The following is a 24,593-nucleotide window of genomic DNA, read 5'->3' on the forward strand; positions in this document are numbered from 1 at the left end:
GAATGCCATGAAAGGCTATCAACTGACGTTTTTCACCCAGCAAGACCGCCGGCACAATCACCAGCCGCTCGGAGAATGGTTGCTGCAATCGGCGATGAAACTGGGTATCGGCGGCAGGAAGGCGTAAAGGTGTTTTACGTCAAAACGCCGATCGAGTTCGGCATGACCGGAGAAACCTGATGCCGGAAAACGGCGTTCAAACGACTGATACAAAAGGCTGGTTTAACCGCACGGTCGCGGGTGCGGGCATTACCAGCGCATTGGGCGATTTCTGCTACGAAACGACGACCGTAATTCTGCCGGGTTTTCTCGCGGTGCTTGGCATTCCGGCTGCGGTGCTGGGTCTTATCGAAGGCATTGCCGATGCGGTGGCAAGTTTTACCAAAATGGTTTCGGGTTACATCGCCGACAAGCTCGGGCACCGCAAGCTGCTGGTGCTGATCGGTTATGGATTGACGCCGTTTGGCCAGATATTGATTGCGCTATCTTCAGGGTGGTTGCTCATTCTCCTCGGGCGTATGGTGTCGTGGTTCGGCAAGGGCTTGCGCGGCCCGTTGCGCGACGCCATCGTGATTCAGGCGGTAAGCCCGGCCACGCGTGGACGCGCTTTCGGCTTTCATCGCGCGGCGGATTCAGTGGGTGCGGTGCTCGGCCCTTTGCTGGGTGTGGCGTTGCTGGGATTGGCGCAAGATTGGCACTGGGAAGATGCCGCCGGGCCGTTCCGTTTCGTATTATGGTTGTCGGTGATTCCCGGTGTGCTGGCGGTGCTGGCGTTTCTGTGGCTGGTCAAGGATCCGCAGCATTCGCCGAATCCGGCGCTGAAGTTTTTCAGCACGCTGCGCGGATTGCCGGTACGCTTCAAACGGTATCTGGGCGCAGTGACTGTCTTCGGTATCGGCGATTTTTCCCATGCATTGCTGATCCTCGCGGCGACCACGTTGCTCACCCCGTCGATGGGCGTGGTGCAGGCGGCGCAGGTGGCGGGATTGCTGTATGTATGGCGCAATGTCGTGCAGGTTGCGGTTTCCTGGCCGGTGGGATGGCTGGCCGACCGTATCGGCCATTTGCCCGTTCTTGTAGCGGGTTATTTTCTGGGCGCCGCCACGGCGGTGTCGGCGGCGCTGGCGTTCTGGTTCGCGGTTGACAGCACCGCAGCGCTGGCGGGTATTTTCTTCCTCGCCGGGTTGTACATGGCCGTGCAGGAAGCGCTGGAATCGACCGTGACCGCGGACATGGTGCAGGCGGAGACCATGACGATGGGTATCGGCGCGCTCGGTACCGTCAACGGAATTGCCAAGTTTGTGTCGAGCGCGACCGTCGGCGTGGTTTGGACTGCGGTTTCTCCGGAAATCGCCTTTACCCTGGCCGCCGGGTTCATGCTGGCCGGCACATGGCTGATCCTGCGGGTGCGCAATTAATGGATCGCGTGATGCTGGAACGGCGGCAGGTCTGGATTTATCTTGTTGCGATCCTGTGCGGATTGCTGCTGGGTGGGGCTTGGCCCGGTATCGGTCCGTATCTGGAAATGTGGCTTTGGCCGGTGCTTGCTGTGCTGCTTTACGCCACCTTTGTGCAAGTACCGCTGCTGCATATCCGCGATGCCTTTGGCGACCGGCGCTTCGTGCTTGCCGCGATGACCGGTAATTTCGTGCTGATACCGTTGGTAGTCTGGTTTCTTCTGCAATGGCTGCCCGATGACCCGGCTCTACATCTCGGCGTGCTGCTGGTGCTCCTAGTGCCCTGTACCGACTGGTTCATCACCTTCGCACAATTCGGACGCGGCAACACAGCGCGGGCGGTTGCCGTCACGCCGCTGAATCTGCTGGCGCAGTTGCTGCTATTGCCGGTTTATCTGTGGCTGATGCTGCCGACGGCGGATTTCAGCGCCGCGCTGCGAATCGAAGACATGTTGCCCGCCGCGCTTGTTCTGATCGGCATACCGTTGCTGGCCGCGGTATTCACGGAATACTGGGTCGAAGCCAAACCCGCACGCGTGGTCTGGCGCGAACGTTTAGGCTGGTGGCCGGTGCCTTTGCTCTCAGTGGTGGTGTTTCTGATTGCCGCTACGCAGATCGGCACGGTACGCCACGCCGCATCGCTGTTGCTGACAGTACTGCCTGTTTTCGTGAGTTTTTTAGTGCTGGCCGCGCTGATTGCTCGCCTGCTCACCCAGGTGCTGCGGTTGCCGATGGATTCCGGGCGTACATTGGCGTTCAGTCTCGGCACGCGCAATTCCTTCGTCGTGTTGCCGTTCGCGCTGGCGCTGCCAGCCGGGTGGGAGGCGGCAGCGGTAATCATTGTGTTCCAGTCGCTGGTGGAATTGTTCGGGATGGTGTTTTATCTGTGGTGGCTGCCAGACCGGTTGTTCAAGGAAGCTTCCGCCGCTATTGTTGAACCGGAAGATCTTACTTGAGCGTTATTGGAAAAGATTAAATGCAGCAAGTCCAATCCGCTATCAACACTTGCGGAATATCACATCTGAATCTGTTGCAGTCAAACGCGCCAGACTGGTAAAGTCGGGCTTCGACCTTCACTATCAAGGAGCATCAAGTGCGGAAAATTCAAATGATTATTGCCTGTTTGCTGATTGCCACCTCAGCAATCGCAGCCGATATAGACAACCGTCAAACCCTCTCGCTTTCCGAAGTACAACGCGGTCACGTGCTGGAAGAAATGCGGGCATTGTTGTCGGGTACGCAAAGCATACTGGCAGCGCTGTCAACCGATGACATGGCGTCGGTTTCCAAACATGCACGTCCTTTGGGGCTAGGCATGGCGCATAAAGCCGAGGATCACCTCAAAGGCATGCTGCCCAAAGAATTCATGCAGCTGGGCATGTCTTTGCATCGGGACTTCGATCAAATGGCTGCGGATGCTGAATCCAAAAAGGATTCCAAGCTCACGCTGCGGCAGTTGAGCGACGCGATGATCAAGTGTATCGCCTGTCATGATACCTATCAAATCAGAACCGCATTACCATCTGGACAACCGGTGCAAACCCAGGAACACGAGCATCACCACCATCATTAACACTTGGTGAGGTGGATACAAGCCCCGAGTGTTGATACTTGAGAAAGGAACGCTTCATGAGCACTGTCATTCTTGAATCCACGCTGACTTGCCCGGTGTGCGGCCATGTGAAAACGGAAACCATGCCCACGGACGCCTGCCAATGGTTCTACGAATGCGAACAATGCCACACTGTGCTTAAACCGAAGCCTGGCGACTGTTGTGTCTATTGTTCCTATGGCACGGCGTCATGCCCGTCTATCCAGATGAGAGATAAAAACAGCGGCAAGAGCTGTTGCGGTTAGGCAATACGCTGCACTTTTGCTTGGATTTATCAATGCTGGATCAACGATCGACTGCTGCCGGACAATGCCAATAACTTTTCAATGCCCACAGGCTCTTCCTTGAGCAATGGTGCGACGGCGTAGCGTTTTGCGTGAACAGTGGATACCGCTTCGATATCCTTAAGTTCATTTATAGCGCGTTGGCACAACAGCGGCGACCGGACGTTCGTGGCGGCGATGCTGTTATTGATAATCCAGGCCCAGGGTTCGATACCGGCGCGGCGCAAATCCGCTTGCAGGCTGGCAGCTTCTAGCACGGGTGTGGTTTCCGCCAAAGTCACCAGCAGCATTTTAGTTTGTTTGGGGTTTTGGAGTTGCATCATCGGCGTGGTGTAGTGCGCGATGGCATGGCTATCCATTTGTTTGACAATCTCGCGATGATAAGCGCCGGTGGCATCCAGTAATAATAACGTATGCCCGGTTGGCGCGGTATTCATCACCACGAATTTCTTTCCCGCTTCACGGATAATGCGCGAGAATGCCTGAAATACCGCAATTTCTTCGGTACAGGGCGAGCGTAAATCTTCTTCCAGTAACGCCTTGCCTTGCGCATCCAGATGCGCTCCCTTGGTTTGCAGAATGCGCTGGCGGTAACGCTCGGTTTCCACCTGCGGATCAATCCGGTCGACCTGGAGATTTTCCATCGTGCCGCTAAGCGTCTCGCTTAAATGCGCGGCCGGATCGGACGTGGTGAGATGCACCGGCAAGCCTCGATGTGCCAGATTGACCGCGATTGCCGCTGCCAGCGTGGTTTTGCCGACACCGCCTTTGCCCATCAGCATGATCAAGCCGCAACCATCCTTGGCAATATCATCGATCAGGCCGGATAAGCCGGGGAATGGCATGGCTTGATGCGCCGCATTATTACCGCCGACAGCGGTCAATTCATCCAACAGTAATTGCCGTAAAGCAGCCAATCCAACCAAATTGAACGGTTTCAGCGCGATGTGATCGCGCGGTAAGGGTTTGAGAATTTCAGGGATGGCCGCCAAGGTTTTTTGCTCACGTTCGAAAATTGCAGCTGCTAAATCATCTTCTGTTGCTTCCGACTGTGGCAATAAGCCATTGATAACGAGAAATTGATTGATCAAACCGATGGCCGTGAGTTCTTCCTGTGTGCGCGCTACTTCGCGTAACGTGGTTTGCTGCGCGCGGGCTACCAATACCAGCCGGGTGCGTTGCGGATCGGCGAGCGCATCCACGGCTGCTTTGTATTGTGCGCGTTGTTTTTCCAGGCCCGCCAAAGGGCCAAGGCAGGATGCATCGCCTTTGCCTTCTTCAAGAAAATCACTCCATGCGCCGGGCAGTTGCAGCAGCCGGATGGTATGGCCGGTTGGCGCGGTGTCGAAAATAATATGATCGTAATCCGCAGTCAGCACTGAATCGACCAACAAAGCGGTAAATTCATCGAAAGCGGCGATTTCGGTCGTGCAAGCGCCGGATAATTGTTCCTCAATACCTTTCACCACCGTATCCGGCAATACGCCGCGCACCGGATTGACGATTCGATCGCGGTAAATTTGCGCCGCTGCCTGCGGGTCGATTTCCAGGGCGGCCAAACCGGGCACCATGCTGATCGCGGTAATTGTGTTGCCGATCGTCATGCCGAACACCTGGCCGACATTGGAAGCCGGATCGGTACTGACCAGTAAAACCCGTCGGCCAGCATCGGCTAATGTGATGGCCGAAGCGCAGGCCAACGAAGTTTTGCCAACGCCGCCTTTACCGGTAAAAAATAGGAAACGTGGCGGTTGATCAAGGAATTTCCGGTGTGCCATGAAATTGGCCCGGGTATGCGTTAACAACAACCGCCGCAGCAACTCGATTCTTCCTCTTTCTCTTGCAGCGGAACTCCCGCCCAACGTGCCAGTTCACCGCGCTGCGGATAACGGCCTGTCAATGCCACTTCACCATCCACCAGAATAAGTGGCAGCGCTTCCGCACCAGATCGTTCCAGGAATCCTTTCACCGTAGCATTATCTGCAAAAGCCATGGGTTGCTGCGCCAGATTGAAACGCTCGATGGCTACGTCGTGCTGCTTGAGCCAATCGACATCGGCGGAAAAAGCGGTCAATGCCTGGTCTACGTCGGAACCGCAGACGCCTGAGCTACAGCACGAAGCAGGATCAAATACTTGAATAGTTGCCATTTTGATTCTCCATTAAAAAAGTAACGAGGTTGATGTAATTCACTTTGTTCGGTTGTTGTGATTTTGCGATGATAATCTCATTGAACACTCAGCCACATGGCCAGGGCAGCCAGCGTAACGAGCAATACCGGAACCGTCAACACAATCCCTACTTGGAAGTAATACCCCCAGGTGATCAGCGTATTTTTCCGCGCCAGTACATGCAACCACAACAGAGTTGCCAGGCTGCCGATCGGTGTGATTTTCGGACCCAAATCGCAACCGATGACGTTGGCGTAAATCATTGCGTCTTTTACCACACCGCTCGCGCTGGTTGCATCGATCGACAATGCGCCGATCAGCACCGTAGGCATATTGTTCATGATGGACGATAAGAAGGCGGCCAGAAAACCGGTGCCGAGCGTTGCACCCCACACGCCATAACCGGCAAAGATATCAAGCAGACTGGTAATGTACCCGGTTAAGCCTTCATTGCGCAAACCATATACCACCAAATACATACCCAGTGAAAAAATGACGATCTGCCACGGCGCTTCGCGTACTACCTTACGCGTGTTAATCACATGACCACGCGCTGCCACCGCGAGCAGTATTAGCGAGCCGGTGGCGGCCACAAGACTGATGGGCACACCCAAAGATTCGAGACCAAAGAAGCCGATCAGCAGCAATGCCAACACCACCCATCCAGCACGGAACGTTGCTAGGTCGCGTATTGCTTTACTGGGGGGCCTAAGTTGACCGACATCATAGTGCGACGGGATACTGCGGCGGAAATAGATGAAAAGCACGCCTAGGCTTCCCGCTACTGAAGCGAAATTGACCGGAATCATCACCGCAGCGTACTCGGTAAAGCCGATCTTGAAATAATCAACCGAGACAATGTTCACCAAATTGGATACCACAAGCGGCAAGCTGGCCGTATCGGCGATAAAGCCCGCCGCCATGACGAAAGCGAGCGTGGCCGCCGGGCTAAAACCAAGCGCCAGCAGCATCGCCATAACAATTGGCGTTAGAATCAAAGCTGCGCCATCGTTGGCGAACAGCGCTGCAACCGCCGCACCCAGTAATACAATATAGGCAAATAATAGATACCCATTGCCGCGCCCCCAGCGCGCCACATGCAATGCTGCCCACTCAAAGAATCCCGCTTCGTCGAGCACTAGGCTGATAATAATGATGGCAATGAAAGCTGCTGTTGCATTCCAGACAATATGCCACACCACCGGAATGTCACTGAGCTGCACCACGCCAAGAAGCAATGCCGTAGTTGCGCCAATCAGCGCGCTCCAGCCAATGCCGAGACCGCGCGGCTGCCAGATGACCAAAACGAGTGTTGCTATGAAAATGAGTACGGCTGTCAGCATGTCAGTATGTCAGTATGTCAGTATGTACACATTGCTATCTCGTCTTGGATAGTGGTTATCACGCTTTGTGTGTCTGTTTAAATTTCAAAATACCGATGTAGTCCAGTTTCGTCCGGAAGGCGGAAGGATTTTGCTGCAAATCATCGAGCGGCAGCGATAAAAAAGTCTCGATGCCCTCGCGCAAGGTTTGATAAGCCTGCATGAACGCCGCGTTGATTTCTTCCTCGGTTCCAGTGGCTTCGGCTGGATCATCGACACCCCAATGCGAACGCAGTGCAGGGCGAAGATACGTCGGGCAGGTTTCACCGGCTGCATTACCGCACACGGTAATCACAATATCCGGCGTTGCCGGCAAGTTATCCCATGATTTACTGTAAAGTCCTTCGGTTGCAATACCTTCGCGTTCAAGTAGCGCGAGTGAGCGTGGATGAACTTTTCCGGTCGGTTTGCTGCCTGCGCTCATCGCTTTCTAGCCGTCGGGTGCAAGATGATTAAAAGTGGCTTCCGCAAGGATGGAGCGGCAGGAATTTCCGGTACAAAGAAATAGTACATCCATGATTAGGCCGCGCAGCAGCTTTCGGTTTTCGTGGGAATGGCGGTATCTTGCCCAAAGACCGGGATGGTTGTCAGTGTGTGAAATGCTTCCCAGGCAATATCTTGCGGATCGACGGTCCAGTATTTATTTGACGAGGCATAACAGCATTGCGCATTCTGTTGTTCCGCAGCAGGCAAACCGGCTTGAACCAATCGTCGATTCATTTCGTTTAATGCTTCTTCCGAGTCAACTTGGATTCCCACATGATCCAATCCCGGTTTTGCACCTCTTGCTGAAATCGCGAAATTTATTAATGGATCGTCCAGCATCCATTTGGCGTAGTCTTGCTTACTGACGGATGGTACGATGCCGAAAAGCGCCGAGTAGAAGCGGATATTATCCTGCAAGTTATCCACAGCGATATGGATATGAAAACGTTTCATTGCGTTGTCTCCTTTGTTGAATCGATAGCGGTTGATGTGGGATCGGGATTTTCAGCACAGCAAAATTCATGCGGGCTGCATGGAATCCCGGCACAACAATTCTCGGTGAGATAGTGCAATAGCGCATTCATCGTTACGAAATTTGGCGAATAATAAATAAAACGGCTTTCCTGGCGGGCAGTTACCAGTTCCGCATGAGTTAATTCTTTCAAATGAAAAGACATTGTTGCATTCGGAATACCCAATTCTTTCGCCAATTGTCCAGCCGGAAGACCGGATTCGCCGACTTGAACCAACGTCCGAAATATCGTCAGGCGGGTTTCATGCGCCAAAGCTGTCAGTGCTTTTATTGCAATTGTAATTTCCATGTTTCCATTATATTGGAAATGTAGAATGTGTCAATTAGTTTTTTGTGACCCGGTGAAAACTGCGGCTATCGTTGATAATCAGTGAGGATGTTACTCGGCATCAATGAGAGGATTCACGCGTAAGCGGATGTCCGCTTCGCTTAGAGAGGGGATGCACAGCTCGATAAAACGGTAGGCATAGCCGCGCAGATAGTGATTGCGGCGGACAGAAATGAACGTGGTGTTTTTCTCAAATAAATATTCGCTATCCAGTTTTACCAGCGTGGTATCGCGATCACCGGTAAACGCCACTGAAGCGATAATGCCAATCCCTAAACCCAATTTCACATAGGTTTTGATCACATCCGCATCCAGTGCCGACATCGCGATATCAGGGATCAATCCGGCTTTGGCAAAAGTTTGATCGATTCGCGAACGTCCGGTGAGTCCGTGATGATAAGTGATGATCGGATATTCCGTGATAGCTTCGAGTGTGAGCGGTTGCACGGATTGCAGCGGATGTCCGGCAGGAACGATGACAATGTGCTGCCAGGTATGAAATGGAAAGGAAACCAGGTCGACGGCATTTTCCAGTGCCTCGGTTGCGATCCCGATGTCCGCCCGTCCGTCGACCAGCATCGATAAAATGTCGCCGGGTTTCGATTCGTTCAGGATTAAGTGGACTTTGGGGAAAGCTTTCTTAAATTCGGTAACAACCGGCGGCAGGATGTATTGCGCTTGCGTATGCGTGGTGGCAATCGTCAATTGACCTTGATCGTGATTGCTGAATTGCTCCGCCAAGCGCTTGATATTTTTGGTATCGAACAAAATCCGTTCGACGATGGTGACCAGCTCCTTGCCGGGTTCGGTCAGACCGACCAGCCGTTTACCTTTGCGAATGAAGAGTTCGAGATTCAGTTCGTCTTCCAGATCCTTGATATGCTTGCTGACACCCGATTGCGATGTAAACAGGGCATTTGCCACTTCAGTCAGATTGTAATTCCGCCGTACGGTCTCGTTGATAATGCGTAGTTGTTGAAAATTCATTACCTGTCTCTCGAATAGCGGAGTATTAGCAATCGATCGCTCTCATAAGCGGGAGCCATCTAGTTTTTAGTGTTTTAACTGACTGTGAGAATAATTCGGAAACACATCAAGCCGCTTGGGTTTAATAAAGACTTTATCACCTTTTTTCAATTGTAATTCACGAAAACGTTCTTTTCTGATTTCGGCGTGTACCGGATTCCTGTGCTCATCGTTGTCGCGCACCATTTCCAAGCGCACGATCGGTCCAACGGACAAAATGTGCACGATTTGCGCGGCTAATGCTGTTTCGCCATTGCGGGTGCGCTCGACTTCGATTTCATGCGGACGAACATACGCAATCGCTGCCAATTCTTCGGCCTCGGCGTGTTCCGGCGCATCGACTTCGAAATCGCCAATCCAGGCGCGGCCGCGATGCAAGCGGCTATGAAACAAATTCACGTTGCCAAGAAATTCGTACACAAAGGGGTTAGCGGGTTGCTCATAGACTTCATCGGGCGTGCCAATTTGTTCGATTTTGCCTTCGTTCATGACGACCACGCGGTCGGCGACTTCCAGTGCTTCCTCCTGGTCGTGCGTGACGAATACGCTGGTAATGTGCATATCGTCGTGCAGCCGTCTAAGCCATGCGCGTAGCTCCTTGCGTACTTTGGCATCCAAGGCGCCGAAAGGCTCGTCGAGCAACAGCACTTTCGGTTCTACCGCCAATGCCCGTGCCAGGGCGATGCGCTGACGCTGACCGCCGGAAAGCTGGTGCGGGTAACGATCTGCCAGCCAATCCAATTGCACCAGGTGCAGCAATTTCATCACGCGCTCGCGGATTTCCTCTTTCGCCGGGCGGAATTTCTTCGGGCGCACGTTCAAACCGAAAGCCACGTTGTCAAAAATCGACATATTGCGGAATAGCGCGTAATGCTGAAAGACAAATCCGACCTGACGATCACGTACATGCTGATCGGTTGCGTCTTCGCCGTGAAATAACACTTGACCGCTGTCGGCGGTTTCAAGTCCTGCGATCACGCGCAACAGCGTGGTTTTACCAGAGCCGGAAGGACCGAGCAGCGCGAGCAGTTCACCCGAGTGGACTTGCAGATTAACATCGTGCAATGCGGTAAAACTGCCAAATTGTTTGGAAAGATTAAGAACTTCAATGCTCATGCATCACCTCGTTGTGTTTGATGTTGTTGGGTGTGAAATTCAATCGCCGTTTTAAGCGCCAGTGTGACCAAAGCCAGCAAAGCCAGCAGCGAAGCCACGGCAAATGCGGCGGCAAAGTTGTATTCGTTGTAGAGGATTTCGACGTGCAGCGGCATGGTGTTGGTGCTGCCGCGGATATGGCCGGATACCACCGATACCGCGCCGAATTCGCCCATCGCGCGCGCATTACATAAAATGGCGCCATACAACAAGCCCCATTTGATATTGGGTAACGTGATCTGCCAGAAAGTTTGCCAGCCGCTGGCGCCCAGCACGATCGCCGCTTCCTCTTCCTCGGTGCCTTGCGCTTGCATCAAAGGAATCAATTCGCGGGCAATGAACGGCACGGTTACAAACACTGTCGCCAGCACGATACCGGGCACGGCAAAAATGATCTTGATATCGTGTTCCGCCAACCACGGCCCCAACCAGCCTTGCAAGCCGAACACCAATACATAAATCAGTCCGGAAACGACCGGTGATACTGAGAAGGGCAAGTCGATCAAGGTAATCAACAAATTCTTGCCACGGAATTCGAACTTGGCGATCGCCCAGGCAGCCGCAATCCCGAACACCAAGTTCAGCGGCACCGCAATCGCGGCTACCGTCAGGGTCAGCTTGATCGCCGAAACTGCATCGGGATCGGTGATCGCCGCCAGATAGACATCCACGCCTTTCTTGAACGCTTCATAAAAAACCGAAATCAGCGGTACGAAAAGGAATAGCGTTAAAAATATCAGCGCGATTCCGGTCAAAAGCCAGCGTATCCAGGCCGGTTCTTCGGTAGCGCGTTGGCGGAAGGTTTTACCGGATACCGGAAATGTAATCGTCGTAGTCATCGTATCCTCAAGTTTGCGCACTGCGGCGGCTCCACCATTGCAGCAGATTAATGATCAATAACAGAATGAAAGAAATCACCAGCATCACCACCGACAGCGCCGTGGCTCCCGCGTAGTCGTATTGTTCCAGTTTGGTAACGATCAGCAGCGGCGTGATTTCGGAAATCATCGGCATGTTGCCGGCAATGAAAATGACCGAGCCGTACTCGCCGATCGCGCGTGCAAAGGCGAGCGCGAAGCCGGTCATCAAGGCGGGAAAAAGCACGGGAAAAATAACGCGCGAGAAGGTTTGCCAACGATTAGCGCCGAGCGTGGCCGCCGCTTCTTCCAATTCGGCTTCGATGTCCTCGAGCACCGGCTGCACGGTACGAACCACGAATGGCAAACCGATAAAAGTCAGCGTTACAAAAATACCCAGCGGCGTAAACGCCACTTTGATGCCGAGCGGTTCCAAATGCTGACCGATCCAGCCATTGCCGGAATACAGGGCGGTCAGTGCAATCCCGGCCACGGCGGTTGGCAATGCAAACGGCAGGTCGACTAAGGCATCGACAATTTTCTTCCCGGGAAAATGGTAACGCACCAGCACCCACGCCACTAACAAACCGAATACCGCATTGACGAGCGCGGCTGCGAATGACACACCAAACGTCAAACGGTACGAAGCCAATACCCGTGGTGTCGTGACAATCGCCCAAAATTCCGGCCAGGTTAACTCAGCAGTCCGGATGAATGCCGCTGACAGTGGGATCAATACGATCAGACTGAGGTACAGCAAAGTAAATCCCAGTGCCAGATTGAAGCCGGGCAGAATGCTGTGTTGCTTGAGGCTGTTCATTGTTTGATTATTTCAAGTAAATCTGATCAAAGTGACCGCCATCCGAGAAGTGTGTTTTGTGCGCGTTTTTCCAACCGCCAAAAGCATCGTCGATGCGGAATAACTCGAGTTTAGGAAATTGGGCGGTATACTTTGCAGCAACTTTTTCATTGGTCGGGCGGTAAAAATGCTTGGCGGCGATTTCCTGTCCTTCATCGGAGTACAGGTATTGCAGATAGGCTTCGGCGATCTGGCGGGTGCCGCGTTTGTCGACCACTTTGTCGACGATTGCAACCGGCGGTTCCGCCAATATGCTGAGAGATGGAGCGACAATTTCCAATTTATCCGTGCCGTATTCTTTCAACGCCAGGAATGCTTCGTTTTCCCAAGTAATCAGCACATCGCCCACGCCGCGTTCGACAAAGGTTGTGGTGGAGCCGCGTGCACCGGAATCAAGCACCGGCACATTTTTATAGATATTGGTGACGAATTCCTTAGCTTTATCATCGCCGCCCAAGTGCCGTCTGCCGTATTCCCAGGCGGCCAGATAATTCCATTGCGCACCGCCGGAAGTTTTGGGGTTCGGCGTGATGACGGCTACGCCGGGACGCGCCAGATCGGCCCAATCCTTGATGCCTTTCGGGTTGCCTTTACGCACCAGAAAGATAATCGTCGATGTGTACGGGGTACTATTGAGCGATAAGCGTTGCTGCCAATCTTCCGGCAGCAGTTTGGCTTTCTCGGCGATGGCGTTGATATCGTTGGCCAGCGCCAATGTGACAACGTCCGCTTCCAGACCGTCAATGACGGAACGCGCTTGCTTGCCGGAACCGCCATGCGATTGTTGAACTTTGACGGTTTCATTGTTTTTGCTTTGCCAAAATTTAGCAAAAGCGGCATTGAATTCCTGGTAGAGCTCGCGGGTTGGGTCGTATGAAACGTTCAGAATGGTTTTTTCTGCGAGTGCGTGACCGCTAAGGACGAGGCCTGCGGTTAAAATGCTTGTTGTGAACAGTTTTCTAATATTCATACTATTTCTCCATTAAAGACAGGGTTTATAAGAGGCTGATGAGTACTTCAAAGTACAGAAAGTCGGTATCTCCAGAGCGGTGGTCAACGCAAGGATGCACGTGACCGGTTGCGCATGACGGGCTTGCGGCGATGCGGTTCTTGACGAAATCTTCCGCGGTGAAATGGGTGTAGCCCAAGACGGTATTGATTTTTGGCGATACTTGGTAGCGTATCCGGCCTTCGAGCGCATGGCCGGCGTAATCACCGCTTTGGCCGGTACGATCCCGGTTGAAACCCGGATCTCTGACGGTTTGGCTGATATTGCCGTCGAGAATATCGAACATCCGGTCGCGTTTGCTCGCCAGAAAATACCAGCCATACGTCAGTTCAAACCCTAGTTTTTGCGTGGGCTGCAAGTCCATCCGGATTTTTGGCGCTTTCAAGTTTTCGTAGACCACGTAGTGATCCGCCGACCAAGGCCGGGCGAAACCGAAGAAGCGGTCGAAACGGTTGTCGACGCCGTCATTGGGGTCTTTATCACCGCTGGCGTAGCCGTAGAAGCCGGTGAGGCGAGGTTTCCACGGGTGATTGAAGGTTTTGCCGACTTCAATGGTGTAACCTTGCGCATCTTGCCGCAGCGGCCCGCTGTAGCCGAATTGGTGGTTATAGCTGACGTCAAAATCAAACAAATCAAGAACCTTTCCATAGGTGCGGAAACCCGGCATATAAATTTCCCGGTCCAGGCGGTTGGCGGCGGTAAAGCCATCGGGGTCGGCATTTTGTTTTTGACCCATGAAGTACGGCTGTATCGTGAGGATGTCAGACCATCTGCGCCAGTGGCCGATGGCGCCGAAGAACCATAGCCGTTCGTTGGACATGTCGAATTTGGTTTGCGCGCGCCTTACCGGTTGGTAACCGAATAAATCCAGTTCCCAATCGTTTGCTTCACGGCCTATATTCAAGCGGAAACCTTCAAAGGTATTGGTGGTGTTACGCCACTCGTTACGGGCAATAAAGCGCCGGTCGGTGGTCTCGTAAGCCATCCGGCCAACTCTAAACCGGATTGGGCGGTCATTACCCCGGTCGTCGGCGCCGAGTGCTTTTTTGAAGTTGAGTTCACCGTAAGCATTGATCAGGTCGTATTCGTTTCTTTCCTGGTCGGTTGTTACGTATTTATTGTTAATAACCCGGGAATCCTGAAATTCCACTGCAAAACGGAACGGATCCAGAATATCGCGGATGCCCAGCCAGGCGCGATGACGGAAAAAAATCGGATTGTCTTCTCCGCCTTCGACGCGCCGGAGGTCATTGTTGCGCCACTCGTAGCGGGTGCGATGCTCGAAACCGATATCCAGCCAGGTGATATCCTTGAAAGCAGGAACCCCGATATCGCTTAACCGGCGGACATAGCGGGGCGGATCCGATTCCGGGTTGGTGGCATAACTGTCTGCCCGCCGGTGATAGCTGGTTGATTGCGCAGCCGCAGCTGCTGGTGCTGTCGCCGGTTTTTGCGCTTGCGGTTCTATCGCCGGTAAAGATTTTTCAACTTCTTTTGCTTTGTCCGTCGATGGCTTGCCGGGTTCGGCAATAATTTGCTGCGCCAATTGAACAATGCTTTTCTGTATGCCTTGAAAGTCTATGCCGGGCTTGCCATCCGAAGACGCTGCTGCCGGAATGGCGGTGAGTAAGCCTACTGCCGCTGTAGATAACGAAAACCAAAGAAACTTCACTGTATTCTCCTGAGTAAGCTCTCCGGTTTGCCGGTTGAGTTACTGATATTGTTTTTGTTTTTACCTCCAGTGTTACTGGCCGGTATTACTGATTGCTGGTGCCGGTTGATTTGCCGTGTTCGAATCCGGGTGGTTTATCAAGCGCCCGGTTTCAATGCTTTGCGCCCGGATCCGCTGTGATTGACGCGGATTTTTTTGCGGCACTCTATTTGCACGACTTTGCCGTCATGAATCACCACTTCCACTGATCCGTAGTCGATGCTGGTGACGGCATCCACAATTTCCTGGATGACATCCGCATTGAGCTGGCTGCTTTTGTGTGAGGTTGAAAGTTGTGTCATTTCTGCAAGGATCGTAGTTACGAGAGCCGCAAATTTACACAGCTTTCTTTATATTAGGAACTAATAGTTTTTCATTTGCTTATCATTTTTTCGTATAAGAAAACTTGCAGTAATGAGTATTTCTTTTTTAAGGAAACGCTGATTAATTCGGCGAACGAGATGAAGCACGAGGCGCACGGCACACTGCAACCGGGATATATCAATAAGATAGGCGAGGGAGCGAGTACCGCGCAACGAAGTGATTCGCTCGCATAGTCAATTAATCAGCATTTCCTTAAGCGAGGATAGTCTCTACGGAAAAGTAATTAGTCCGTCCTGAACAACGCATTTCAAAGCCGGGACCAGGGGATTGATTTTGGACACTGATGCGATTCGCATCGCTGATTCCTCTGAAAATAGAAACAATAATGGAAATTATAAAATATCAGAATATATGGGTATTTTTAATAGTGATTGACCCCTTTATTGTTGTTACTTGAATTTGATTTATTTGCTTAGCCAGACTAGACTAACACCCTAGCTTAAATATAGGAGTGCTATGATGAGCACAGTGAACATGTTGCAAGCGAAATCCAACCTTTCGCGTCTGGTTGAAGCCATTGAGCAGGGCGAAGAGCGGGAGATTATTATTGCCCGAAATGGACATCCAGCGGCAAAATTGGTCCCCATAGATAAGTTTGCACCAGGACAGCGTATTGGCGTGGCTAAAGGTGCGTTTGAGGTTCCTGACAATATCGATGGGAGTAATGATGAGATTGCAAAGCTTTTTACTGGCCGAGTTGAAGTTTGAATATTTTGCTCGATACGCATGTGGCTTTATGGGCCATAACGGATAACAAAAACTTATCAGATAAAGCTCGAGAGCTGATTCTAGCGCCTCGCAATACGGTTTGGGTAAGCACTGTCAGTCTATGGGAAATTACCATTAAACACAGTCTCGGTCGGGGAGATATGCCGGTGTCAGGACGGGATGCCTTGTATCATTTTAATCGGGCAGGATATCGAATACTTGCCATTGAGCCTGAACATGCTTTAGCAGTAGAAGATCTTCCATTACACCATCAAGACCCTTTTGACCGGCTTATAATCGCTCAGGCCGTTGTCGAGCCTATGCGTCTTATAACCCACGATGGAGCGGTGTCCAGCTATAGCGATACCATTATTTATATTTAAATCCACGATTAGCGATCAGATATTGGTCAAATATTGGTGATAGCTGGTAGGTCAGCGATGGGGTGCTGATCCTAATCGGGAATTCACCATTCCACACAGGTACAATTGGATGCTAATTTGTTCTAACAGGCCGTTGAAAAACGTTTTCGAGGCAGCCGATACAAGGCGAGTTTGGCTATGTTGCGGTGATATCTCGGCCGAGCAGACGGCGGGAAAGTCTGGCGATGCGTTGATTGGAACGGAAATCCCTGAGTGTCATGCCGTTGCCATAAATATCCAGAAATTTTCCATCGGCAGGATTGAACAAGTGTTCGCGCAAATAACTTTCTTGAATAAAACCGAGCGCTAACGTGTTTTCTTGCGAATAGGCGTTAGTGGCATAAACGTTGGTCGTCAGCTTGTTCAATCGGACACGGTTAAACGCATAATCAAGGATCAGCAAAGTCGCTTCAAGGGCGGTGCCACGTGCGTGATCTTCGGGATTGGGTAAACCGATCAGAAATTCAGCACGGCGATGCGGAAAGTTAATGTCAACGAGATTCGCGATGCCAACCGGTTGATTGGTATTTTTCCGGATAATGACCCAATCGACAGTCTTGGTTTGGCACGGATGCTGTGCTTGGGTTTGGCTTAACTTTGCCGCCAATTCATCGATCGGTTGATTGCGTGGAATATATTGATTGTACTGCCTCATGAAGACATCGTTTTGGTGGCAATGATGGATGTAAGCGGCATCCTCTGTTTCGTAACGGCGAAGAAAAAGCTTTTTTCCTTGCAGCGGTTCGAGCCAGTTGGAATCGACCTCGGCAAGATTATGGCGGGCTTGGCTGAAGTTGGGCATCGACAGGAGCGCTTTATGGAAACAAGCCCTGGCTTCGTCGATTCTTCCGAGGCTTTTTAGCGCCTGCCCCAGATTATTGCTGGCTTCGGCGTAACCACCCTGCAATTCGAGCGCTCGTTGATAGCAGCGAATCGCATCGTCAGTTTTATTCAATTTTTGCAGCGCATTTCCAAGGTTATTGAGCGCATGCGGATATTGCGGACGTAGTTGCAGTGCCCGGCGAAAGCATTCGGCAGCCTTTTCATTACGACTCCGAGCCATATACGCATTGCCCAATATATTCAGGACTTCAGCTTGATTGGCGTTGAGTGCGAGTGATTTCTCGCAATAGCCGATCGCTGTTTCGATTTGATTTTGCTCCAAAAGCGCATTGGCGTAGTTGCCGATAAAGTCTGCGCGTGTTGGCGCTGCTGCAATTGCTTTCTGGAAATAATCATTGGCCAATTGGTAACGCTGGGTTTGTGCGTAAATGATAGCCAACAGATGCAAGGTATCGGGTTGATTGGGGATCGCTGAGCAAATTTTAAGACAGATCGCTTCCGCCTCGGAAAATTGCCCGGAATGCTGGTGATGGACGGCCTTTTGGAGAGCTTCGGAAAGTTGTCGCATGCCGTTGAATGGTGAAATCAATGATTCATGTCCAAGCGATGATTGACAGCTTGATTGTAGCGTAGTTTATCCGGGTAAGCGGTGCATCCTGATTGCGATAACACCGCTTACTGGTTTATTTTTCTGCTAAATAATGGGGAAATGAGATCCGGCAATATCAGAAACTGTCAAACCGGGCGATCCGACGATTACCGGACTAACCAGCAGGAATCCATCATCAGCGGCAGTCGTGAAATTAAGCGCGGTATCGTCGCTGATTCCGGTGTAAGCATTTCCGTCTATATCCCTAACTGCACCGCTATCGATCAGGATACTGTAACCCGTATTGGGAACGAGATCCAAAATCGGATTAATGGTAACTTTGCTGCCGTTAAATGTGACCTGACTGGTATCACTAGCCGCGATCGTTCTGGTATCGGAACCATTCGAGATAATGATGCTGCCGGTACTGCCAGCCTGAACCCATTCGTTGAAATACAGTTCGATATTCTGATCAACCTGGAAGCCGGTGTAATCGTCCCAAGGATTGCTCCACGTTAGTCGCGGCTCGGTTGTGATCGTGAAGAAATCAAGTGCGGTATCGTCGCTGATACCGGCATAAGCATTTCCGTCCAAGTCGGTGATGGCGCCGCTATCGATCTTGATATTGTAATGAGTGCCAGGAATCAAATCGGCAGTAGGGTTGATAGTTACACTACTGTATCCATCGAAGCTTACTTGGCTGGCGTCATCGATGGCGATAGTGCGCGTATCGGAACCATTGCTGATAATGATGTTGCCGCTAACGCCTTGTTTGACTGTTTGATTGAAAGACAACATGATGTTCTGATCGGCCTGGAAATCCGTGAAACCATCCCAAGGATAACTCCCAGATAACCGTGGCTCGGTTGTGACCGTGGAAAAGTCAAGTGTCGTGTCGTCACTGATGCCGACGTAAGCGTTACTATCGAGATCGGTAATGGCGCCGCTATCGATCTGGATGTGGTAATGGGTGTTGGGAATCAGATCCGCTGAAGGATTGATGGAGAGGCCGTAGCCATTGAAACTGACCTGACTGCTGTCATTGATGGCGATAGTGCGGGTATCGGAGCCATTGCTGATGACCATGTTACCGGTGTTGCCCGCTTGGACCAGTTCGTTGAAGTACAACTCGATATTCTGATCCACTGGGAAATCTGTGAAACCATCCCAAGGCTTGCTCCAAGATAACCGTGGTTCAGTCGTAACGGTGGAGAAGTTAAGCGTGACGTTGTCACTGATACCGGCATATTTGTTACCAGCCAGATCGGTGATGGCGCCGTTATCGATGCGGATGCTGTAGTCGGAAAATGGAACCAGATCGTCCGATGGGTTAATCGTTACCATACTACCGTTAAAAATCACTTGGCTGCTGTCACTGATCGCGATGGTGCGTGTGTCGGAGCCGTTGCTGATGACGATATTGCCGCTGCTTCCAGCCTGAATCTCCTCATCGAAATACAGCTCGATATTGTGATCAACCTGGAACTCGGTGGAGTTGTCCCAAGGCGTGCTGCCGGTTAGCCGGGGTTCGCTTGTAACCGTGGAAAAATCAAGCGTGCTGTCGTCGCTGATGCCGGTGTATGCATTTCCAGCCAGATCGATGAAAGCATCATTATCGATGCGGATGCTGTAGTGCGTATGTGGAACGAGGTCAACGGATGGATTAATGGTTACCTTGCCGCCATTAATTGTGACCTGACTGCTGTCATTGCTGGCAATGGTACGTGTGTCGGAACCGTTGCTGATCACGATATTGCCGCTGGCGCCAGCCTGAACCGCTTCATTGAAATGCAGTTCGATATTGTGATCGGCCTGGAATTGCGTAGCGTTATCGAAGGGGTTGCTCCACGTTAATCGAGGTTCGCTTGTGATCGTGGAGAAGTTGAGTGTCGTATCATCGCTAATGCCGACATGGGCATTGCCATCCAAATCGGTAATAGCGCCGCTATCGATCTTGATGTGGTAATGGCTGTTGGGAATCAGATCGGCTGTCGGATTAATAGTAACACCGCCATAACCATTAAATGTGACCTGGCTCGTGTCATTGATAGCGATGGTGCGGATGTCAGAGCCGTTACTGATGACAATATTACCGGTGCTGCCCGCTTGAACCCATTCGTTGAAATACAGATGGATATTCTGGTCCACTTGAAAGTCGGTGGAGTCGTCCAAAGGATAGCTCCCGGATAACCGTGGTTCGGTCGTGGTGGCGAAGAAATCCAGTGTCTTGTCATCGCTGATACCGGCATAAGCATTGCCGTCCAAGTCAGTGATAGCGCCGCTATCAATCTTAATGCTGTAGTGGGTGCCAGGTACCAGATCGGTGAGCGGATTGATGGTGACAGTGCGATCACCATCAAAATTGACTTGGCTGGCGTCATCGATGGCAATGGCGCGGGTGTCGGAGCCGTTGCTGATAATAATATTGCCGCTGGCACCTTGTTTAACTGCTTGGTTGAAATACAGCACGATGTTCTGATTGGCCTGGAAATCGGTGAAACCGTCCCAAGGATTGCTCCAGGACAGCCGCGGCTCGGTCGTAACCGTGGAGAAATCGAGCGTGGTGTTGTCGCTGATGCCGGCATAAGCATTACCCGCCAAATCGGTGATCGCGCCGTTGTCAATCTTGATGTGGTAATGGGTATCAGGGATCAGATCGGCTGAGGGATTGATAGTGACGCCGCTATAACCGTCAAAGCTGACCTGACTGGCATCATTAATAGCGATGGTGCGGGTATCGGAGCCATTGCTGATCACAATATTGCCGCTACTGCCAACCTGAATCGCTTCATTGAAAGATAACTCAATATTGCCGTCAACCGGGAAATCCGGCGTGTTGTCCCAAGGATTGCTCCAGAGTAGCGACGGTTCCGATGAGGTAGTAGAGAAGTTGAGCGTGGTATCGTCGCTGATACCGGCGTAAGCATTTCCAGTCAGGTCGATGATTGCGCCGCTATCGATCTTGATGTGGTAATTGGTGCCCGGAATCAGATCGGCAGACGGATTGATGAAAATGCCACTGTAACCGTCAAAAGTGACTTGACTGGCGTCATTGATGGCGATGGTTCGGGTATCAGAACCGTTGCTGATGAGGATGTTGCCGGTGTTGCCAGGTTTTACTGCTTCATCGAAGTATAGTTCGATATTGCTATCAACCTGGAAATCGATGGCTTCATCCCCAGGGTTGCTCCAGTTCAAAAGCGGATCCGAACTGATCGTGGTAAAACTCAGCTCATCACTGAATCCTTCCCATGCGTTACCTGAAGTGTCTGTAATGGCCCCACTGGTAACTTGAATGCGATAGGTGGAGCCAAGAATTAAATCTTCCTTAGGATTGATGGTAATGTAACCGCCATTGACTGCGCTGCTACTAGAATAGTTAGTGATGGTTACTTGGCTGGCGTCATTCGTGGCAATGGTATGGCTATCAGAACCATTGCTGATAATGATATTGCCGGTAACAGCCATGATCTCTTCATTGAAGCCGATGGTGAAATTGTCATCAAACTTGAATGATGCTCCATCGTACGGCCAGCTCCAAATTGCTTGTGGAGCTGCGGTGTCGGCGATGGTGGTAAAGTTGAAAGCTGAAGGATCGGTAATGCCTGCAAAGTGGTTTCCGGATAAGTCAGTGATTACGCCACTTGCAATCTCGACATGATAGGTCGTATTCGGCACTAGGTTGACACTCGGGTTGATGGTGACCTTGCCGCCGCTGAACATCACCTGATTAGGATCGTTAATTGCAATGGAACGGGTATCTGAGCCATTGCTGATGATAATGTCGCCGGTACCGGGTATGACTGCCTCATCAAAGTGGAGGATAATGTTATTGTTAACCGGAAATGCTTCAAAATCATCAATGGGTTCGGAAGCGATCAGGCTTGGCGATAAATTATCTGAAAGGGAAGGTGCTAGCGTGAACTGCAATGCTGCACTGACGTTTCCGCCATGACCGTCAGCAACGTCATAACGGAGTTCGATATTGCCTGTATAGTTTTCTTCCGGCGTAAAAATCCACCCGTCGGTGGTTTCCGTCAACGAACCATGAGTTGCCGTTAGATTGATGATCGATAATGAGTCATTATCCGCATCGGTGAATCCTTGCAGCAAATCGCGGGTAAGAATTTTATAGTCAGTATTTTTTGTTCCGCTGGGAAGGATAACCGTTGTTCCGGTGAGCTCTGGTGCATGATTCAATCCGCTCAACGTCACTGTGGCTTTGGCCCAATTCAGCGGACTACTGCCTTGACCCTGTTTCATAGCGTAAATAAAGGTATCTTCTAAACTTTCGCCAACCGCTAAATCCCGAAGCTTCGATTGCAACTCCGGGGTTATGACATAAGCAACTTTACCATCCTGGGTGATCGAGATTTGCGCGCCTAATTGGCTGGAATTGGTGCTATTGATGTCATCCCTGCTCAATAAATCGGCGGGTTCATTCCATACACCGCTGCCTTCATCTAACGACCATAGAACTTTGGATTGATCGCCCAGATCGTTTTTCAGTACATCCAGGATGTAGCTATTCCGGCTATTTAAATCCGGGAAATTATCATTTTGTGCTTTTGAATTTTGCGCAAATGAATTTAGTCTTTCGATCGTTAAATCAGCAGGCATAACATTTCTCTCCAGAATGTGGCAGTAACTACTTGTTTAATTACGATGAATTCTCTGCTTGCATGGAACCGATCGAGTATACGCTAATAAAAATGCTATTGATGTGAGAAGAATCACGTTTTAAATGAGCCTATTTGCGAGATTGATTAATGCAGTTTGTGAAGTGATACTGGGCACGATTCAGTTGGTTGAGAGGCATTCAAGGAGATTGCCGCAAACGAATCGGGTCGGCCACTCGAATGAACATTTCTTACGCCTTAGCGCCTTCGATGAACAATGTGACAACCGCATCAAATTCGTTTTTCAGCTTGAGATCGGGATTTGTGATCCAGCGCATCAGCGCTCCAAAATAAAGATAATGGAAATAGATTGCCAATTGTTCAGTTGGTTGGCGGGTATTCAACTCGCCGATGCGTTGTCCCTGCGCGATTAGCATGATCCAGGTTTGCACAATATCGCCGCGGCTCAGCCGCTCGGCTGCTGGATCGAAAGTAGCGAACTTGTGGCGTATATACGGCAGCAGATAGTCGGGATGCGCCTCGCACCATGCGGCCGATTGTTCGAACAGAGCCGAAACGCTGCCGCGAAAAGTCGATTCCTTGCTCAGCTTCAGTTCGAAAGTAGCCATGTCACGATCCAGTTCGGCCTCTAGCATGTAAGCCAGCACCGCATCCTTAGATGGGAAGTGTTTGTATAGCGTACGCTTGGATACATCGGCCTCGGCTGCAATAAGTTCCATGGTTACCGACTCGAAGCCCCGGGTTTTGAACAAATGGGTCGCAGCCCCTGAGATTTGTTCCAGCATCGCTTCACGTTTCCGGATCCGCCTGTTTGTTTTTTCTGTTATTTGTATCATGTTGACTAAAAAGTATACGATGTGATAAAGTATACGACGTATACTTATCGGAGGTCAATGAGGTAGAAGCATGAAATTTTCAATCGTGACGTACGGCACTGAGGGGGATACTCGTCCGCTAGCGGCTCTAAGTCGTGCGCTTATGGATGTTGGCCATGACACGCTGATGCTGGCCGATATCGGTACTTTTGAATCGATACATGCTTTGAATGTGCCCGTTCAAGCATTGTCCGGCGATATTCGTAAAACCTTGGCCGCGGGCGTGGCGGGTACAAACATGATGCCGCGAAAATCCGATTTTAAGGGTACGGCCAGGTTGCTAGCGGATATCGCCAACGAGAACACTGAAGCCTGGATGGCCGAGCTTCTGGCCAGTGCTCGCGGCAGCGATGCGATCATTTTTTCCGGGATGGCCGGATTTGTGGCTCTTTCGGTTGCCGAACGTCTAAATATTCCGGCGATTGGTGCAGCTCTAATTCCAATGACGCCGACGTGCGAATTCCCATCGCCGTTCTTATCGCCGAATCTGGTGCCCGGTTGGTTGAATCGTGTCAGTCATAATCTTGTGAATGGTATGTTTTGGCGGGCATTTAAGGTCAAACTGAACAAAGCGCGAGCGGCTGTGTGCGGCTTGCCCGCGCGCAATAAACTTTGGAATGATTTTCCGTTGCTCTACGGTATTTCCCCAAACCTGTTGCCACAGCCAGCCGATTGGCCGGAACATGTCCGCATGTGTGGACAATGGTTGCATTCCGCGGAATCCTGGACACCACCACTTGAATTGGAAGACTTTCTACTTGCAGGATCGCCGCCACTTTACTTCGGCTTCGGCAGCATGAGCGGATACGATCGAGCGCAGATGCTTGATATATTGGTGCGTTCACTACGTGGCCGCCGCGCGCTTTTCTACCCTGGATGGAATGGCATGAAGCACAGTGAATTACCAAGCAATATTCTCGCCATAGGCAATGTGCCGCACGATTGGCTATTCCCGCAGACTGCCGCAGTCATTCATCATGGCGGGGTCGGCACTACACACTCAGCGACACGCGCAGGAAAGCCTTCCATCGTTGTGCCTTTCATCGGCGATCAATTTTTTTGGGCGGATCGGCTGGCTAAACTGGGCGTTGCGCCCGAACCAGTCACAGCGGCCAAAATGAACGTGACGGGACTGACAAGGGCTATCGAGTTTATAGAGCGCGACGAAGTCAGGGTGCGTGCTGCAAAATTAGGCGAAGCGATTTCAATGGAAAACGGTTTGGCGATGGCGGTCCGAATCATCCACGATTTGTGTCGAAACTAA

22 protein-coding genes and 1 pseudogene are annotated in these 24,593 nt (G+C 51.3%); 7 read left to right on the forward strand and 16 right to left on the reverse strand.

What is annotated here, in order from left to right:
• The first annotated feature begins 179 nt into the window (after positions 1 to 179).
• From ACV7NC_RS11940 to ACV7NC_RS11955, 4 genes are all read left to right on the forward strand, one after another.
• A complete protein-coding gene (locus ACV7NC_RS11940) occupies positions 180 to 1,418 on the forward strand; it encodes an MFS transporter (protein ID WP_458152799.1) in 1,239 nt (412 codons plus the stop codon).
• Positions 1,391 to 2,413, forward strand: a complete 1,023-nt coding sequence (locus ACV7NC_RS11945; protein WP_458152800.1) for an arsenic resistance protein — start codon at positions 1,391 to 1,393, stop codon at positions 2,411 to 2,413. The genes ACV7NC_RS11940 and ACV7NC_RS11945 overlap by 28 nt, the downstream gene beginning before the upstream one ends.
• 152 nt (positions 2,414 to 2,565) lie before the next feature.
• Positions 2,566 to 3,030, forward strand: coding sequence for a hypothetical protein (locus ACV7NC_RS11950; RefSeq protein ID WP_458152801.1), 465 nt, complete (start codon positions 2,566 to 2,568; stop codon positions 3,028 to 3,030).
• Positions 3,031 to 3,086: 56 nt separating this feature from the next.
• A complete protein-coding gene (locus ACV7NC_RS11955; protein WP_458152802.1) occupies positions 3,087 to 3,314 on the forward strand; it encodes a GDCCVxC domain-containing (seleno)protein in 228 nt (75 codons plus the stop codon).
• A 29-nt stretch (positions 3,315 to 3,343) separates the two neighbouring features.
• Here ACV7NC_RS11955 and arsA read toward each other — a convergent pair whose 3' ends face one another.
• The 13 genes and pseudogenes from arsA to ACV7NC_RS12020 all read right to left on the reverse strand — a co-directional run bounded on the left by arsA (position 3,344) and on the right by ACV7NC_RS12020 (position 15,170).
• Positions 3,344 to 5,131 (reverse strand): arsenical pump-driving ATPase, encoded by a 1,788-nt coding sequence (gene arsA / locus ACV7NC_RS11960; protein WP_458152803.1) that lies wholly within the window; start codon positions 5,129 to 5,131, stop codon positions 3,344 to 3,346.
• Between the two features lie 20 nt (positions 5,132 to 5,151).
• Positions 5,152 to 5,502, reverse strand: coding sequence for an arsenite efflux transporter metallochaperone ArsD (gene arsD / locus ACV7NC_RS11965; RefSeq protein WP_458152804.1), 351 nt, complete (start codon positions 5,500 to 5,502; stop codon positions 5,152 to 5,154).
• A gap of 77 nt (positions 5,503 to 5,579) precedes the next feature.
• Positions 5,580 to 6,866 carry an arsenic transporter gene (locus ACV7NC_RS11970; protein WP_458152805.1) on the reverse strand — a complete coding sequence of 429 codons (1,287 nt, stop codon included), beginning with the start codon at positions 6,864 to 6,866 and terminating at the stop codon, positions 5,580 to 5,582.
• A gap of 58 nt (positions 6,867 to 6,924) precedes the next feature.
• Positions 6,925 to 7,422: pseudogene (locus tag ACV7NC_RS11975) on the reverse strand (arsenate reductase ArsC).
• A gap of 2 nt (positions 7,423 to 7,424) precedes the next feature.
• Positions 7,425 to 7,844, reverse strand: a complete 420-nt coding sequence (locus tag ACV7NC_RS11980) for an ArsI/CadI family heavy metal resistance metalloenzyme (protein ID WP_458152806.1) — start codon at positions 7,842 to 7,844, stop codon at positions 7,425 to 7,427.
• A complete protein-coding gene (locus ACV7NC_RS11985; protein WP_458152807.1) occupies positions 7,841 to 8,212 on the reverse strand; it encodes an ArsR/SmtB family transcription factor in 372 nt (123 codons plus the stop codon). Before ACV7NC_RS11985 ends, ACV7NC_RS11980 begins: the two co-directional genes overlap by 4 nt.
• A gap of 90 nt (positions 8,213 to 8,302) precedes the next feature.
• Positions 8,303 to 9,238 (reverse strand): CysB family HTH-type transcriptional regulator, encoded by a 936-nt coding sequence (locus ACV7NC_RS11990; protein WP_458152808.1) that lies wholly within the window; start codon positions 9,236 to 9,238, stop codon positions 8,303 to 8,305.
• 66 nt (positions 9,239 to 9,304) lie between these two features.
• Positions 9,305 to 10,393: a sulfate/molybdate ABC transporter ATP-binding protein gene (locus ACV7NC_RS11995; protein WP_458152809.1), complete on the reverse strand. Its 1,089-nt coding sequence runs from the start codon at positions 10,391 to 10,393 to the stop codon at positions 9,305 to 9,307.
• Positions 10,390 to 11,271: a sulfate ABC transporter permease subunit CysW gene (gene cysW / locus ACV7NC_RS12000; protein ID WP_458152810.1), complete on the reverse strand. Its 882-nt coding sequence runs from the start codon at positions 11,269 to 11,271 to the stop codon at positions 10,390 to 10,392. The genes ACV7NC_RS11995 and cysW overlap by 4 nt, the downstream gene beginning before the upstream one ends.
• A 7-nt stretch (positions 11,272 to 11,278) precedes the next feature.
• Entirely contained in the window at positions 11,279 to 12,109 is an 831-nt protein-coding gene (gene cysT, locus ACV7NC_RS12005; protein WP_458152811.1) for a sulfate ABC transporter permease subunit CysT, read from the reverse strand.
• A 7-nt stretch (positions 12,110 to 12,116) separates the two neighbouring features.
• Complete coding sequence (locus ACV7NC_RS12010; protein ID WP_458152812.1) at positions 12,117 to 13,118, reverse strand: sulfate ABC transporter substrate-binding protein; 1,002 nt, start codon at positions 13,116 to 13,118, stop codon at positions 12,117 to 12,119.
• A gap of 25 nt (positions 13,119 to 13,143) precedes the next feature.
• Positions 13,144 to 14,829 carry an alginate export family protein gene (locus tag ACV7NC_RS12015; RefSeq protein ID WP_458152813.1) on the reverse strand — a complete coding sequence of 562 codons (1,686 nt, stop codon included), beginning with the start codon at positions 14,827 to 14,829 and terminating at the stop codon, positions 13,144 to 13,146.
• A 137-nt stretch (positions 14,830 to 14,966) separates the two neighbouring features.
• Complete coding sequence (locus ACV7NC_RS12020; RefSeq protein ID WP_458152814.1) at positions 14,967 to 15,170, reverse strand: YezD family protein; 204 nt, start codon at positions 15,168 to 15,170, stop codon at positions 14,967 to 14,969.
• A 538-nt stretch (positions 15,171 to 15,708) separates the two neighbouring features.
• Between ACV7NC_RS12020 and ACV7NC_RS12025 the strand changes: the two genes are divergently transcribed.
• Entirely contained in the window at positions 15,709 to 15,960 is a 252-nt protein-coding gene (locus tag ACV7NC_RS12025; RefSeq protein WP_458152815.1) for a type II toxin-antitoxin system Phd/YefM family antitoxin, read from the forward strand.
• Entirely contained in the window at positions 15,957 to 16,343 is a 387-nt protein-coding gene (locus ACV7NC_RS12030; RefSeq protein ID WP_458152816.1) for a type II toxin-antitoxin system VapC family toxin, read from the forward strand. The genes ACV7NC_RS12025 and ACV7NC_RS12030 overlap by 4 nt, the downstream gene beginning before the upstream one ends.
• Before the next feature lie 175 nt (positions 16,344 to 16,518).
• On the opposite strand, the gene ACV7NC_RS12035 is transcribed toward ACV7NC_RS12030, so the two are convergent.
• The 3 genes from ACV7NC_RS12035 to ACV7NC_RS12045 form a co-directional block, all read right to left on the reverse strand.
• Entirely contained in the window at positions 16,519 to 17,793 is a 1,275-nt protein-coding gene (locus tag ACV7NC_RS12035) for a GNAT family N-acetyltransferase (protein WP_458152817.1), read from the reverse strand.
• A gap of 126 nt (positions 17,794 to 17,919) precedes the next feature.
• A complete protein-coding gene (locus ACV7NC_RS12040) occupies positions 17,920 to 22,434 on the reverse strand; it encodes an Ig-like domain-containing protein (protein WP_458152818.1) in 4,515 nt (1,504 codons plus the stop codon).
• Between the two features lie 250 nt (positions 22,435 to 22,684).
• Positions 22,685 to 23,290: a TetR/AcrR family transcriptional regulator gene (locus tag ACV7NC_RS12045; RefSeq protein ID WP_458152819.1), complete on the reverse strand. Its 606-nt coding sequence runs from the start codon at positions 23,288 to 23,290 to the stop codon at positions 22,685 to 22,687.
• A 70-nt stretch (positions 23,291 to 23,360) separates the two neighbouring features.
• Between ACV7NC_RS12045 and ACV7NC_RS12050 the strand changes: the two genes are divergently transcribed.
• Positions 23,361 to 24,593 carry a glycosyltransferase gene (locus ACV7NC_RS12050; protein ID WP_458152820.1) on the forward strand — a complete coding sequence of 411 codons (1,233 nt, stop codon included), beginning with the start codon at positions 23,361 to 23,363 and terminating at the stop codon, positions 24,591 to 24,593.

Source organism: Nitrosomonas limosa (assembly GCF_054188085.1).